Raw genomic sequence first — 14191 nt, forward strand, 5'->3', positions numbered from 1 at the left:
TGGCGGAAATGCGGGGGCGGATGCGGGAGACTGCACGCGAAGGGGCTCTGTGACAAATTAGGGAAGACGCTATAATACGGGCTTCGCCGAGTTAATAGACAACTTGCGGGGCGAAGACGGTTCGTGCCGGATTTTCGTCGATCGATCGATCGTCAGGCGCGCCCCGGGCAGGTAATCCGCTAAAGCGTCGCCGCTTCAAGGCTCCCGAAGCTGGCTACGTGAAATCAACCGTCACCAGCTTAAAGAAAGGAGTTCAGAGCGTGGCAAACGACTATTTCTTCACTTCCGAATCGGTTTCGGAAGGCCATCCGGACAAGGTCGCTGACCAGATCTCGGACGCGATCCTCGACGCCATCCTCGCCCAGGACAAATACTCCCGCGTTGCAGCAGAAACGCTGTGCAACACGGGTCTCGTCGTCCTCGCCGGTGAAATCACCACGACCGCGAACGTCGATTACATCCAGGTCGCGCGCGACACGATCAAGCGCATCGGCTACGACAACACCGATTACGGCATCGACTACCGCGGCTGCGCGGTGCTCGTCGCTTACGACAAGCAGTCGCCGGACATCGCCCAGGGCGTGGACCGCGCGCACGACAACAACCTCGATCAGGGCGCGGGCGACCAGGGCCTGATGTTCGGTTACGCGTGCGACGAAACGACCGAGCTGATGCCGCTGCCGATCCACCTCTCGCACCGCCTCGTCGAGCGCCAGTCGAACCTGCGCCGTGACGGCCGTCTGCCCTGGCTGCGCCCCGATGCGAAGTCGCAGGTGACGATCCGCTACGTCGACGGCAAGCCGCACGCGATCGACACGGTCGTGCTCTCCACGCAGCATTCGCCGGACATCGACCTCGCCACGCTGCGCGAAGCCGTGATCGAGGAAGTCATCAAGCCGGTGCTCCCGGCCGAACTCATCAAGGGCGAGATCAAGTACCTCGTGAACCCGACCGGCCGGTTCGTGATCGGCGGCCCGCAAGGCGACTGCGGTCTCACGGGTCGCAAGATCATCGTCGATACGTACGGCGGCGCGGCGCCGCACGGCGGCGGCGCGTTCTCGGGCAAGGATCCGTCGAAGGTGGACCGCTCGGCGGCCTACGCCGGCCGTTATGTCGCGAAGAACATCGTGGCCGCGGGCCTCGCGTCGCGCTGCCTGATCCAGGTGTCGTACGCAATCGGCGTCGCGCAGCCCACGTCGGTGATGGTCAACACGTTCGGCACGGGCAAGGTCTCGGACGCGACGATCACGCAGCTCGTGCGCGAGCATTTCGACCTGCGTCCGAAGGGCATCATCCAGATGCTCGACCTGCTGCGCCCGATCTACGAAAAGACCGCCGCTTACGGCCACTTCGGCCGCGAAGAGCCGGAATTCTCGTGGGAAACGACCGACAAGGCGCTCGCGCTGGCCGAAGCCGCCGGCACGGAGCCGGTGGGCGCGCTCGCGTAACAGGACGCAATCGGGCCGCGGTTTGGCCCGGGTCGTATGGCCGGTGCAACGCCGGCCTGTGACTGAAAAACCGATAAAAAACCCCGCTCGGCGTAATGCCTTGCGGGGTTTTTTCGTTTCTGCGCCGGGTGGGGCAATTTATCGCATCGCGAACGCAAACCATCCCATGCTGCTTGCGGACGTGCGGCGCGGACGGCGCGCGTTATGCGGCGCCGGACTGGCCGCCGTCGTGCCGACGGCGCTGAATGCGCGCAGCGGCGTTTTCGGCCGATAGAGCAGCGTGCGCAGCGAGAAATGCCGTGCGCCCGATCGCATGCGCAGCACCGAGAAGAACGAGTGGAACCAGGCGCGCATGCCGTCGACGGGCCTCGCTTCGCGCACGTGCCCCGCGAGTGCGCGCGTGCGTGCCGCGTGATGGCGCAGCGCGCGCGTCACGTGACGGCGCGCGGGACGCGCCGCCTTCAGCGCGGCGCGGGTAATGCTGCTGGTGAAACCGTGGGTGAGGCTGGTGGTGAAGCGAGGGGTATCGAAAACGGTGTGCATGGTGTTGAGCGAAATCGGAGTCGAGATGCGCCTTGCATGGCGCTTCATCCGCAGCAGCAAACGTGCCTGCCCCGGAGAAATTCAAGAACAGTGCGCGCCCCACGGCTTACGCGTGGAGCAAGGATCGAAGCGACGCAACATACCTGCGCAAAACCTGCGCGAACCTGTGTCATGCGGCGGGCCATGCAGCGGTTGCCGGCCGCGCGTGCGTGCGAGAAAGGGGCTGCTGACTGAAACAACATGCACGCGAGGCTACACGCGATTCGTGTCGTGCTGAAGTCGGTTAAACCCCCGCATCGGCGCGTGTCCGGCGCAGGCGATGACGCCCTTTGACGCCATGCCGGTGCACGCGCCCCAACGTCGTGCGCCGCGGGTAACGCTCGCTTCAGCGCAACCCCAGTCGCTCTACAATCGAACGGCCGGCACGCACATGCGCGCCGGATGCCAAAGACATCGAACAACGGGCGTCCCATGTCACTTCAATCAAAGAAAGAACAGGTGCAGGCGCTGCGCGATCACGGCTTCGTCGTGGTGCCGGGGCTCGTCTCGCCCGAGCGTTGCGAAGAACTCAGGCGCATCGCACAAACGCAACTGCGCGAAGCTGCCGCGCCGCTCGAATTCGAAGCCGATTTGCGCTATCCCGGCGCGCCGTCGTCGAAGGACGCACCCGGCGGGCATACGGTGCGGCGTCTGCTCGACGCGTACGCGCGCCACGCGCGCTTTCGCGAATGGGCGATTTCCCCCGACATCGTCGGCTGGATGGAACTGTATTTCGGCGATATGCCGGTGCTGTCGCGCGCGCATCACAACTGCATGATGACGAAGCATCCGGCGTACGGCAGCCTGACCGGCTGGCATCGCGACGTGCGCTACTGGTCGTTCGAACGCGACGATCTCGTTTCCGTCTGGCTCGCGCTCGGGCCCGAGACGGTCGAGAACGGCGGGCTGTGGTTCGTGCCGGGTTCGCACGAGCAGGCGTTCACGTCGGACCGGTTCGATGCCGCGAAATTCTTCCGTGCCGATGTGCCCGAGAACCGCGCGTGGATCGACCGCGCGGTGTCGCCGCCGCTGCAAACCGGCGACGTCGTGTTTTTTCACTGCAACACGCTGCATTCGGCGGGACAGAACCAGAGCGAACAGGTGAAGTTCTCGCTCGTGTTCACGTATCACGGCGCGAGCAACGTGCCGCTGCCGGGCACGCGCTCGGCGGGTATGCCGGAAGTGCGGCTCTGAGCGACGCGACGGGCAGGGCGCTTGCGGCGTGCGCTGGTGCGTTGTCCGGTGCGTTGTCCGGTGCGTCGATCGGTGCGCTGTGCGGTGCGTTGATCTGTGCGTTGTGCGCCCCGGCGGCGTCAGCGCCGCCGCCCAGAAGCCGCGAGCCCCGTGAGCCCGGCGATGGTTGCCGCCACGCCGCCCACGATCAGCAGGATCGTGCGATTGGTCGGCGCGCCCGTGAAAAGCCGCGACATGTCATTCGAAAACGAATGGAACGACTCGCCCGCGAAATACAGCAGCACTACGCCGCAGGCGAGCAGGGCAAACGAAATCGCTTTGACCATGGAAATCCTCTCGGGTAAGACGAACGTTGCAGTGTAGGCGAGCGGCGATGCCCGCGTCCATCGCGCCGCTGCCGATGACGCAATCCCGAAGAATGGGCCTCTGCGCAATGCAGGCGGATTCGCTACCATGTCAGCCTCTGCTGCGCGCCGCCGCGCGCGCTTGTTCCGCTTTTCCCGCTTTTTTCGCTTTTTCCCGCTTTCATCGAGGACGATTCCATGGCCTACGAAGCCGCTTCTGAACGCTATTCGGAGATGCAATATCGCTTTTGCGGCAGGTCGGGGCTCAAGCTGCCCGCGCTGTCGCTCGGCCTGTGGCACAACTTCGGCGACACCACGCCGATCTCGACGCAGCGCGAGATTCTGCGCACCGCTTTCGACCTCGGCATCACGCACTTCGATCTGGCCAACAACTACGGGCCGCCGTACGGCAGCGCCGAAACCAACTTCGGCCGCATCTTCAAGGACGACTTCCGCCCGTACCGCGACGAACTGCTGATTTCGTCGAAGGCCGGATGGGACATGTGGCCCGGTCCCTACGGCCAGGGCGGCGGCTCGCGCAAATACGTGCTCGCGAGCCTCGACCAGAGCCTGCAGCGCATGGGGCTCGACTATGTCGACATCTTCTATTCGCATCGCTTCGACGTGGAAACGCCGCTCGAAGAGACCGCGGGCGCGCTCGCGAGCGCCGTGCAGCAGGGCAAGGCGCTCTATGTCGGCATCTCGTCGTATTCGCCCGAGAAGACGCGCGAAATGGCGAAGCTGCTCGCCGAATACAAGGTGCCGCTCCTGATCCATCAGCCGTCGTACAACATGCTCAACCGCTGGATCGAGCGCGGCCTGCTCGATACGCTCGACGATCTGGGCGTGGGCAGCATCGCGTTCACGCCGCTCGCGCAAGGCCTCTTGACCGGCAAGTATCTGAACGGCGTGCCCGAAGACGCGCGCGTGAACCGTCCGGGCGGCGGTTCGCTCCTGGCGGGGCACCTGAGCGCGGAGAACATCGAGCACGTGCGCAAGCTCGACGAGATCGCGAAGCGCCGCGGCCAGAGCCTCGCGCAGATGGCGATTGCATGGACGCTGCGTGGCGGGCGCGTGACTTCGGCATTGATCGGCGCGAGCCGCGCGCAACAGGTGCGGGAGAACGTCGCCGCGTTGAAGAACCTCGAATTCTCCGCGGAAGAACTCACCGAAATCGACCGCTACGCCACCGAAGGGGGCGTGAACCTGTGGGAAAAGCCGTCCACGGATCAGCACATCTGATCGTCTGATTCGCATCGCATCGCGGCGCGGTCGTGCCGGAACGCCTCGCAAAAGAGCGAGGCGTTTTTTTCGTCTTTTTTCGTCGGCGGACCAGGGGTCGCGGCGTCCATTGTTCTTCGTTGCCCTGTCACACGCCGCTGCTAACTTCGCGGCTGTCTTTGCCGCGAGGAGCGCCAATGGAGCCGACAGTCGAGTCCACGATTGAGCCCGCTATTGAGCCAACAATCGCCGACCGAATCGGCGACCGGATTGCCCACCGAACCGCCGACCGAACCGCCCACCGTCCTGCCCCCCGGTCCGGGCACAAAATCCCGTCACCGGCGCCCGACGCGCGCGCGAACGCCGCGATGCTCGCGCTCGCCGGGCTGGCGCTGGCCTGGCCGCTTATCGGGCTGCCGCTCGCGCTGCGCGCAGCGGACGGGCCGTCGCTCGCGCTGCTGGCGACACTCGTGCCCGTCGTGCTCGCCACGCCGATCCACTGGGGCTTGATCCACGAGGGCATCCACGGCCAGTTGCTCTCCAGCCGGCGCGCCAACGAACGGCTCGCACGGTTGCTCGCGGTCGGCCTTGCCATGCCGTTCAACGCCGTGCGCTTCGGACACCTGATGCATCACCGCTTCACGCGCGAGCCGTTCGACCGGCCCGACGTCGACGACGCAACCGAGCCGCGCTGGCGCAGGCGCCTCGCGTACTACGCGCGGCTCATGGGCGGGCTCTATATCGCCGAACTGCTGCTGCCGCTGATCGCATTCTTGCCCGCCCGCATGGCGCGCGCGCTGATTGCGCGCAGCGTGGGCGCGCACGGCCCCGAAGGTGCGCAGGTGCAGCGGCTCTTCGCGAATCACGCGGGCGATGCGCAAAACCGCCGTCGCGCGCGCCGCGACTGGCTCGCTTCGTTCGTGCTCTACGCCCTTTCGTTTTCGCTTTACGGACCGGCCTGGCCGGTTCTGCTGGCTGCGATGCTGCTGCGCGGCTTGTGGCTGTCGATGGCCGACAACCTGCCTCACTACGGCGTCGCACTCGAAGAACCCGGCCGCTCGCGCGATCTGCGCGTGCCGCGCGTTATGGGCGTGATGCTGATGAATCATCACCTGCACCGCCAGCATCATCTGCATCCGACGCTGCCGTGGACCGCCTTGCCTGCGCTCGCACGCGAGGAAGCAACGCGCGGGCCAGCAAAGGGACAAGACGCGCAACGCCCGCGCCCCGCGTATTTTCGCGCGGCGCTTGCGCAGCTAAGAGGATTGCAGCCCGGCAACCGGGTGCATTGAAGCAGGCTTTCGCGCCGCCGCCTCGCGCTACGGCGGCGCGGTTTACAGCGGCCCGGCTACATCAGCGTGGGCAGGGTTTCGACGAGCGCCACGGCGAGCATCGCACCGATCAGCGCGCCGACCACGCGCAACGTGTTGTGCCGGAATTCGGTCGCGCACGGAAACGCACCCAGACAAAGCGCGCCGGCGAGGGCCATCGGGATGATCATCACGAAATCGCCAACCGTGAAATAACCTTCCATGCTCGTCTCCTTATCGTGTCGGCGGCGGAAACGGGCGGCTGTTGTGCTTGTTGTTGTACTTGTCATGGCGCGACGGCTTCCGGCCTTTTCCGAGTATAGGTGAGGGCCGAAAACGCGGCGTGCGCTTTGCGCGCCGCGCGCACGCTCCCAACGTGAGGCGGGGCCACGCCTGGTGCCGCTTTGCGGCAGCGCGGCACGTGCGGCGCGGCACGCGCGCACAGATCCGGGTTATTACAGATTGCCGACGATTGAGGGCGCGAGCACGTGCAAGTGGAACCAGGCGGATACAGGCGGATACAGGCGGATACAGGCGGGCGAATCAGGCCGTCCCGGCGCGCTCTTTGGCGCGCAGCGTGGCGGCGAGCGCAAGCCCGGCAATCAGCAGCGCGGCGACGAGCGCCGCGACGCCGCCCCAGCCGCCGACCACCCAGAAGTGCCCGCCAAGGGAGCCCATGATGCTCGACCCGAGGTAATACGCGAGCAGATAGAGCGCCGCGGCCTGGCCCTTGGCTTCGCGCGCGAGGCGGCCAACCCAGCCGCTCGCGACGGAGTGGCCCGTGAAGAAGCCGATCGTCAGGCAGCAGATGCCCGCGGCGATCATGCCGAGTGACGGGAACAGCGTGAGCACGACGCCCGCGAGCATCGTCGCGAGACCGGCGATGAGGACGCGTCCGCGGCCAAAGGTGTCGGCCATGCGGCCCGACCACGGCGAGGCGATCACGCCGGTCAGATAGACGATGAAGATCACGCTGATGGCCGACTGGCTCATGTTGTACGGCGGCGCGATGAGCCGGTAGCCGATGTAGTTGTAGAGCGTGACGAAACTGCCCATCAGCACGAAGCCCATCGCGAACAGCGCGGCGAGGCCGGGCCGTGCGAAGTGACTCAGGAGCGCGGCGCGGTGATGGGCGAAGCCGAGTCCCTTTTTCGGCACGAAGCGGCGCGAGGGCGGCAGGAGCGTGCGAAAGGCCAGCATCGAGCCGATGCCGAGCACGCCGATGACGCCCACCGCCACGCGCCAGCCGAACAGATCGGCGAGCACGCCCGCGATGACGCGTCCCGCCATGCCGCCGATGGCCGTGCCGCCGACGTAGAGGCCCATCGCGAGGCCGAGGCCGTCCGGGTGCATTTCCTCGGCGAGCCAGGCCATGGCGACGGCGGGCACGCCGCCGAGCGCGAGTCCCTGAAGCGTGCGCAGCACCAGTAGCTGGTGCCAGTGCGGAACGAACGCGGTGGCGAGCGTGAGCAGCGACGACACGCTGAGCGACGCGGTCATCATCGTGCGGCGGCTCCAGCCTTCGGAGACGAAGCCCGCGACGAAGATCGCGATTGCGAGGGCGGCGGTCGTCAGCGAGAGCGAGAGGCTGCTCTGCGCGGGGCTCACGCCGAACGCCTGCGAAAACGCAGGCAATATCGGCTGCACGCAGTAGAGCAGCGAGAACGTCGCGTAGCCCGCGAACAGCAGCGCAAGACAGGCGTGCCAGTAGGCGCGCGAGCCGCGTTCGAGCCAGGTCTGGCTCGACGGCGAAGTCGCCGTAGTGTTGCGATCGGCGCCCGATGAAACGGTCACGACACACTCTCCTGCGGATGACAGAGCCGCAACGATACCGCGGTTGTGCGAATCGGGTCGCCGAGTCCGCAAGGAAACCGGCTCATCCTCCGTGTCCGGCGCTCACGCCGGGGACAGTTGCCGGAGCGCTCACGGTTCCAGTGGTTCCGGTGGTTCCAGTGGCGCCAGTGGCGTTAGCCGCCGCCCGGCCGGGGTGCACGAGCTGATCGTCGCCCGGCAGTTCCGCTGCGCTCCAGCCGCCGCCCAGCGCTTTCACGAGCGCAACGCTCGCGGCCATGCGGCGGCGGGCGATCACCACCGCCTGGCGCTCGTTCGTGAGCGACGTCGTTTGCGCGACCACGACATCGAGGTACGTGATCGCGCCGCTGCGGTAGCGGTTCGCGACGATCGCGAGCGTGCGCTGCGCCGCGGCCACTGCACGCTCCTGTGCGAGCGCCTCTTCTTCGAGCACGCGCAGCGTCGCGAGGTTGTCCTCGACCTGGCCGAATGCGTCGAGCACCGTCTGCCGGTACTGCGCGACGCTTTCGTCGTACTGCGCGCGCGCCTCGTCGCGCACGGCCGCACGTCCGCCGAAGTCGAGCAGCGTGCCCGCGAGCTGCGGCCCGAGCGACCAGAACCTTGCGGGCGCAACGAGCCACTGGCTGTAGTTCGTCGCTTCGAGTCCGCCCGTCACCGCGAGGATCAGGTTCGGGAAGAACGCCGCCGTCGCCACGCCGACCTGCGCGTTCGCGGCGGCGACGAGCCGCTCGGCGGAGGCGATATCGGGGCGGCGTTCGAGCAGCGCCGAGGGCACCCCGGGCGGCGCGACCACCGGCTGCGCCGTGAGCGGCGCACCGGGTAGCACCGGCAGCGCGAACGTCGAAGGCGACTGCCCCGTGAGAATCGCGATCGCGTGCTCGAGTTGCGCGCGCTCCACGCCGAGGTCGATGGCCTGCGCCCTGGTGGTTTCGAGTTGTGTCTGCGCCTGGCCGACATCGGCATCCGTGGCGATGCCGCCGTCGTAGCGATGCTGCGTGAGGTCCAGCGATTCCTCGTACGCCTTGATCGTGTCGTCGAGCAACTGGCGCTCGCGGTCGATGCCGCGCAGCTCGAAGTAGTCGGTCGCGAGTTCGGCCTGCATCGAGAGCAGGATCGACTGCGCGTCGGCGGCGCTCGCCTGCGCGCCCGCCTTCGCGCCCTCGACGCTGCGCGCCACGCGGCCCCACACGTCGGGTTCCCACGAGGCGTCGACACCGACGAGGTAGTCGTTGATCGCACGGCCGGCCGTCGACTTGAACTCGATGTTTTGCGACGTGCGCGTGCGGTTGTAGTCGCCGTTCGCCGTCACGAGCGGGAACAGGCTCGAACGCTGCTGGGCGACGTTCGCGCGCGCCGCGCGAAAGCGCGCCTGTGCCGCGGCGACGTTCTGGTTCGCGCTCGCCACCTGCTTTTCGAGCGCGTTCAGTTGCGCGTCGCCGTAGATGTCCCACCATGCGCCGCGCGGCGCGGTATCGGCCGGCTGCGCCAGCTTCCAGCCGGTTCCGGCGGACTCCTTGAAGTTTGCTGCGACCGGCAGCGTCGGCCGCACGTAGTCGGGGCCGACCGTGCAGCCCGCAAGCGCGGCAGCCGCACTCAGCAGGAAGGCAATGCGTGCGCGCGTCATGAGTGCGAACCGGCGCTGTTGGGCGCGGAAGTTTCGCCGCTGTGAGTTTGCGGCTGAGGTTGCGGCTGCTGCGGCTGCTGCGGTTGCTGCGGTTGCTGCGGTTGCTGCGGTTGCTGCGTTTGCTGCGGTTGCTGCGTTTGCGGTTGCGTTTGCGCCGAAGCGTGCGGCGCGACGATCCGCACCGGCGTGGCGTCGACGATTGAATCCTGCGGATTGACGATCACGCGCTCGTGGCCGTCGAGCCCCGAAGCAATCGCGACGCGCGTACCGAAGTCGGTGCCGAGCGTCACCTTCACGAGCTTCACGCGGTTGTTCGCATCGACCGTCGCGACTTTCACGCCGTCCGGGCGGAACAGGAACGCGTTGCCGGGCAGCGTGAGCGGCGCCGCGTTGCCGTTAAGCGCGAAATGCACCTGCGCGTAGGCGCCCGGCAGCAGTTCGCCGTTGCGGTTGTCGACGTCGACTTCGACGAGCATCGTGCGCTGCTGCGGATCGACGGCACCCGCCGTGCGCGCGATCACGCCAGGATAGCGCTTGCCCTGCGTTTCGTTGAGCGTGAGGAACGCGGCATCTTTCGCACGGATCTGCTGCACGTAAGCCTGCGGCACGTTCACATAGACGCGCAGCCGGTCGGCCTGCGCGAGATGGAACATCTCCTTTTGCTGACCGCCCGAGCTGCCCGCGTCGATCAGCGCGCCGACATCGACGTTACGCGCGGTCACGATGCCGTCGAACGGCGCGAGCACCTTCTGGTACGACTGCAGTTGCGTGAGCCGTGAGACGTTGTAGCGCGCCGCGTCGAGCGTGCCTTGTTTCGCGAGCATGTCGGCGACTTTCTCGTCGGCGTCCTGCTTCGACACGGAGCGGTTTTGCAGCATCCCGGTCCAGCGCGCAGCCGTGGTTTTCGCGAGCGCAAAGTTCGCCTGGGCGTTCGCGAGGTCGGCGCGCGCGGCGCGCAACTGGTCGTCGACTTCGGGCGCGTCGATTTCGGCGAGCAATTGACCGGCCTTCACATGCGCGCCGATATCCACGTACCACTTGCGCAGATAGCCGTTCGTGCGCGCGAAGATCGGCGTGTCGAGAAACGCCTGCACGTTGCCGGGCAGCACGAGATCGAGCGTGCGCGTCGAGCGCTGCGGGCTCACCACCTGCACGGAGAGCGTGCTCGCGGCTTTCGCGTCGCGTTCGAGCGCCGCCTGCGCGTTGTAGCGCGACCAGATGCCCTGCGCGGCGAGCCCGATCACGACGAGCGCCGCGATCACGATGAGCCAGCCGTGCGGCTTGTGCGGCTTATGCGGCGGTGGGGCGTCAGCGTGCGGCTGCTGCATGTCGCCTCCGCGTCGGGAGAGAGAAACGCGTCGTCATGATTTAGGCACCACGTCTTCGATCGCGCGCTGGCGGTGCTCGCCGAGCTTGCGATACACGAGCGAGAACACCACGGGCACGAAGATCAGCGTCGCGAGCGTGCCGACGGCGAGCCCGCCGATCACCGCACGGCCGAGCGGCGCATTCTGTTCGCCGCCTTCGCCGAGGCCGATGGCCATCGGCACCATGCCGATCACCATCGCAAGCGCGGTCATCAGCACCGGGCGAAAGCGCGTGAAGCCCGCATCGACTGCGGCGCGCGCGGCGTCGCCGTGTTCGAGCAACTGCTCGCGCGCGAAGCTGACGACGAGGATCGAGTTCGCCGTCGCAATGCCGATACACATGATCGCTCCCGTGAGCGAAGGAATGGAGAGCGTGGTGTGCGTGAGGAACAGGATCCAGACGATGCCCGCGAGCGCGCCCGGCAGCGCCGTGATGATGATGAACGGATCGAGCCACGACTGGAAATTCACGACGATCAGCAAATACACGAGCACGATGGCGAACACGAGCCCGCCGAACAATCCGGCAAACGAATCGTTCATCGTGTGCACCTGGCCGCGCACGACGATGGTCGAGCCCGCCGGCAATTGCGCCTTCGCTTCGCGGATGATCCTGTTGACGTCGTCCGAAACCGCGCCGAGATCGCGGCCATCGGCCGTGCCGAAGATGTCGATGGTGGTCTGCGCGTTGTAGTGCGTGACGACCGCGTTGCCCGACACGCGCTGCATGCTCGCGAGCGAGCCGAGGATGTTGCTGCGCCCGTTCGCCGTGAGCGGGATGTTCGCGAGCGATTGCAGCGAATCGATCGTGTACTGCGGCGCTTCGGTGATGACGCTGTAGCTCACGCCGTTCAGCGGATTGAGCCAGAACGTCGGCGTGGTCTGCTGGCTGCCCGAGAGCGTGATGAGCAGATTGCTCGCCACGTCGCGCTGCGTGTAGCCCGCCTGCTGCGCGCGCGTGCGATCGACGTCGATGAAGATGCGCGGCAGGTCGCCGGGCTGCTGGATGCGCGTATCGACGAAACCGGGCACGCCGCGCAGCCGCGCGAGCAGATTCGCCGCGAACGCGCGATTGCCCGCGACGTCGCGGCCCACAATTTGCACGTCGATAGGCGCGGGCATGCCGAAATTCAGCGTCTGGCTCACGATGTCGGCGGGCAGGAACGCGAACTGCACGCCGGGGAATTCGTCGTTGAGCGTGCGGCGCAAGAGGCGCACGTAAGCCGCGGTCGAATGATGGCCGGGGTTCAGCGAAATCAGCACGTCGGCGTCCGAGGTGCCGATCGTGCCCGTGTTGCTGTACGAAAGATTGATGCCGGAAACCGGCAGGCCGATGTTGTCGATGATCGAATGCAGCTCGCCCGCGGGAATCAGCGTGCGGATGCGTTTGTCGATGCGGTCGGTGATCACGGCGGTTTCTTCGACGCGCATGCCGGTTTTCGCGCGCACGTGCAGTGCGATGGTGCCCGCATCGACGCGCGGAAAGAAGTCGCGGCCAAGAAACGGCATCAGCAGCAGCGAAGCGCCGCAACACGCGAGAAACAGGACGATGAATCCCACCGGATGCCTGACGCGCGCCGCGAGAAAGTCGCGGTAGCGCACGCGCAGATTTTCGAAGCCGCGCTCGAACGCGAAATGCACGCGCATGAACGGATTGCGCGTCGCGCCGCGCATGTGATGCAGATCGGCGGGCTTGTGATGATGGCGCATCAGGTACTTCGCGAGCGTCGGCACGAGCGTGCGCGAGAAGAAGTACGACGCGAGCATCGCGAACACCACGGCTTCGGCGAGCGGAATGAACAGGAAATGCGCGACGCCGGTGAGCAGGAACATCGGCACGAACACGATGCAGATGGAAAGCGTGGAGACGAGCGTCGGGATCGCGATCTGGTGCGCGCCGTCGAGAATCGCCTGTTCGAGCGTCTTGCCCTGTTCGAGCTGCTGGCTGATGTTTTCGATCGCGACCGTTGCGTCGTCAACGAGAATGCCGACCGCGAGCGCGAGTCCGCCGAGCGTCATGATGTTGATGGTTTCGCCGAGCGCTGCGAGCGCGATGATCGACGTGAGCATCGACAGCGGAATCGACACGGCGATGATGAGCGTCGCGCGCCAGTTGCCGAGAAAGAGCAGGATCATGAGCGCCGTGAGCGCCGCCGCGACGAGTGCCTCGCGCAGCACGCCCTCGACCGATGCGCGCACGAACAGCGACTGGTCGGCGACCGGATCGATGTGGAGCGTCGAGGGCACGAGATTGAGCAGCGCCGGCATCATCTGCTTGATGCGGTCGACGATTTCGAGCGTCGACGTGTTGCCGCTCTTGTTGATCGTGAGCAGCGACGCGCGCTGGCCGTCCACGCGCACGATGTTGGTCTGCGGCTGGAAGCCGTCGCGCACGTGCGCGACATCGCGGATATAGATCGTGCCGTTCGCCGTGGTTTTTACCGGAATGTCATTGAGGCCCGCGAGCGAGTTGGGACTCGCGTTCATCAGCACCGAGTATTCGGTGGAGCCGATCTTCGCGGTGCCCGAGGGCAGGATCAGATTTTGCGCGCTGATGGCGTTGACGACGTCCATCGGCGAAAGGTTGTGCTGCTGCAGCGCGCGCTGGTCGATGTCGACCATGATCTGCCGCTGCTTGCCGCCATAGGGCAGCGGCGCGGAGGCGCCGGGCACGGTTGCGAGCTGCGTCTTGAGGAAGTTGTTGCCGTAGTCGTACAGCTCCTGCTCGGTGAGTTGTGCCGACGAGAGCGACAGGCGCAGGATCGGCACGGTCGAGGCGTTGTAGCGCAGGATGAACGGCGGCGAGATGCCGGGCGGCAGCGAGCGAAGTTGCGCCTGCGAGAGCGACGTGACTTCGGCGAGCGCTTCCTGCACGTTCGCATGCGGCTGGAAGAAGATCTTCACGACCGCGATGCCGTTGAGCGAGGTGGACTCCGTATGTTCGATGTCGTTGACGGCCACCGAAAGCCCGCGCTCGTAGTTGAGCACGATGCGCTTTTCCATCTCGTCGGCGGGCAGCCCGGTGTACGTCCAGATCACCGAGAGCACCGGGATGTCGATATTCGGGAAGATGTCCGTGGGCGTGCGCAGGATCGTCAGCGGTCCGACGATCAGCAGCAGCAACGCGAGCACGATGAACGTGTACGGGCGCCGGAGCGCCAGTCGGACAATCCACATGGAACGGCCGGTTCCTTCGCTGGTGGTGTGCCGCGCGTCCGGCTGGTCTGGCCGCTGGCGGCGGGCATTTTCTGTATCGGTCACCGCGCGAGGCAGCGAGCCCGCGCGTACA

General features: G+C 66.5%; 11 protein-coding genes. 4 read left to right on the forward strand and 7 right to left on the reverse strand.

Annotation, left to right across the window (positions count from 1 at the left end; all coding sequences use genetic code 11):
• The first annotated feature begins 260 nt into the window (after positions 1-260).
• Complete coding sequence (gene metK / locus Q0L30_RS11030; protein WP_293035629.1) at positions 261-1448, forward strand: methionine adenosyltransferase; 1188 nt, start codon at positions 261-263, stop codon at positions 1446-1448.
• 138 nt (positions 1449-1586) lie between these two features.
• Here the strand turns inward: metK and Q0L30_RS11035 are convergent, their stop codons facing one another.
• On the reverse strand, positions 1587-1991 hold the full coding sequence (locus Q0L30_RS11035; RefSeq protein WP_296654848.1) for a hypothetical protein: 405 nt from the start codon (positions 1989-1991) through the stop codon (positions 1587-1589).
• A gap of 471 nt (positions 1992-2462) precedes the next feature.
• Between Q0L30_RS11035 and Q0L30_RS11040 the strand changes: the two genes are divergently transcribed.
• On the forward strand, positions 2463-3224 hold the full coding sequence (locus Q0L30_RS11040; protein ID WP_296654850.1) for a phytanoyl-CoA dioxygenase family protein: 762 nt from the start codon (positions 2463-2465) through the stop codon (positions 3222-3224).
• A 119-nt stretch (positions 3225-3343) separates the two neighbouring features.
• Here the strand turns inward: Q0L30_RS11040 and Q0L30_RS11045 are convergent, their stop codons facing one another.
• Positions 3344-3550, reverse strand: coding sequence for a DUF3185 family protein (locus tag Q0L30_RS11045; RefSeq protein WP_296654852.1), 207 nt, complete (start codon positions 3548-3550; stop codon positions 3344-3346).
• A gap of 216 nt (positions 3551-3766) precedes the next feature.
• On the opposite strand from Q0L30_RS11045, the gene mgrA reads away from it, so the two are divergent.
• Both mgrA and Q0L30_RS11055 read left to right on the forward strand, forming a co-directional pair.
• Positions 3767-4810: an L-glyceraldehyde 3-phosphate reductase gene (gene mgrA / locus Q0L30_RS11050; RefSeq protein ID WP_296654855.1), complete on the forward strand. Its 1044-nt coding sequence runs from the start codon at positions 3767-3769 to the stop codon at positions 4808-4810.
• 347 nt (positions 4811-5157) lie between these two features.
• Positions 5158-6081 carry a fatty acid desaturase gene (locus Q0L30_RS11055; protein ID WP_296654858.1) on the forward strand — a complete coding sequence of 308 codons (924 nt, stop codon included), beginning with the start codon at positions 5158-5160 and terminating at the stop codon, positions 6079-6081.
• Positions 6082-6137: 56 nt separating this feature from the next.
• Here the strand turns inward: Q0L30_RS11055 and Q0L30_RS11060 are convergent, their stop codons facing one another.
• The 5 genes from Q0L30_RS11060 to Q0L30_RS11080 all read right to left on the reverse strand — a co-directional run bounded on the left by Q0L30_RS11060 (position 6138) and on the right by Q0L30_RS11080 (position 14079).
• A complete protein-coding gene (locus tag Q0L30_RS11060) occupies positions 6138-6323 on the reverse strand; it encodes a hypothetical protein (protein WP_296654861.1) in 186 nt (61 codons plus the stop codon).
• Positions 6324-6642: 319 nt separating this feature from the next.
• Positions 6643-7893 (reverse strand): MFS transporter, encoded by a 1251-nt coding sequence (locus Q0L30_RS11065; protein WP_296654864.1) that lies wholly within the window; start codon positions 7891-7893, stop codon positions 6643-6645.
• Positions 7894-7975: 82 nt separating this feature from the next.
• Complete coding sequence (locus tag Q0L30_RS11070) at positions 7976-9535, reverse strand: efflux transporter outer membrane subunit (protein WP_296654866.1); 1560 nt, start codon at positions 9533-9535, stop codon at positions 7976-7978.
• On the reverse strand, positions 9532-10863 hold the full coding sequence (locus Q0L30_RS11075; RefSeq protein WP_296654867.1) for an efflux RND transporter periplasmic adaptor subunit: 1332 nt from the start codon (positions 10861-10863) through the stop codon (positions 9532-9534). Before Q0L30_RS11075 ends, Q0L30_RS11070 begins: the two co-directional genes overlap by 4 nt.
• A gap of 33 nt (positions 10864-10896) precedes the next feature.
• On the reverse strand, positions 10897-14079 hold the full coding sequence (locus tag Q0L30_RS11080) for an efflux RND transporter permease subunit (protein WP_296654869.1): 3183 nt from the start codon (positions 14077-14079) through the stop codon (positions 10897-10899).
• Positions 14080-14191 lie beyond the last annotated feature (112 nt).

The organism is Paraburkholderia sp., assembly GCF_024281035.1.
In the GTDB taxonomy this organism is placed as follows: Bacteria; Pseudomonadota; Gammaproteobacteria; order Burkholderiales; family Burkholderiaceae; genus Paraburkholderia.

Coding starts and splice junctions, on each gene's coding strand:
- Q0L30_RS11070 (WP_296654866.1), bottom strand. CDS start 9,535: ATGACGCGCGCACGCATTGCCTTCCTGCTGAGTGCGGCTGCCGCGCTT.
- Q0L30_RS11060 (WP_296654861.1), bottom strand. CDS start 6,323: ATGGAAGGTTATTTCACGGTTGGCGATTTCGTGATGATCATCCCGATG.
- mgrA (WP_296654855.1), top strand. CDS start 3,767: ATGGCCTACGAAGCCGCTTCTGAACGCTATTCGGAGATGCAATATCGC.
- Q0L30_RS11045 (WP_296654852.1), bottom strand. CDS start 3,550: ATGGTCAAAGCGATTTCGTTTGCCCTGCTCGCCTGCGGCGTAGTGCTG.
- Q0L30_RS11035 (WP_296654848.1), bottom strand. CDS start 1,991: ATGCACACCGTTTTCGATACCCCTCGCTTCACCACCAGCCTCACCCAC.
- Q0L30_RS11040 (WP_296654850.1), top strand. CDS start 2,463: ATGTCACTTCAATCAAAGAAAGAACAGGTGCAGGCGCTGCGCGATCAC.
- Q0L30_RS11075 (WP_296654867.1), bottom strand. CDS start 10,863: ATGCAGCAGCCGCACGCTGACGCCCCACCGCCGCATAAGCCGCACAAG.
- Q0L30_RS11055 (WP_296654858.1), top strand. CDS start 5,158: ATGCTCGCGCTCGCCGGGCTGGCGCTGGCCTGGCCGCTTATCGGGCTG.
- Q0L30_RS11080 (WP_296654869.1), bottom strand. CDS start 14,079: ATGTGGATTGTCCGACTGGCGCTCCGGCGCCCGTACACGTTCATCGTG.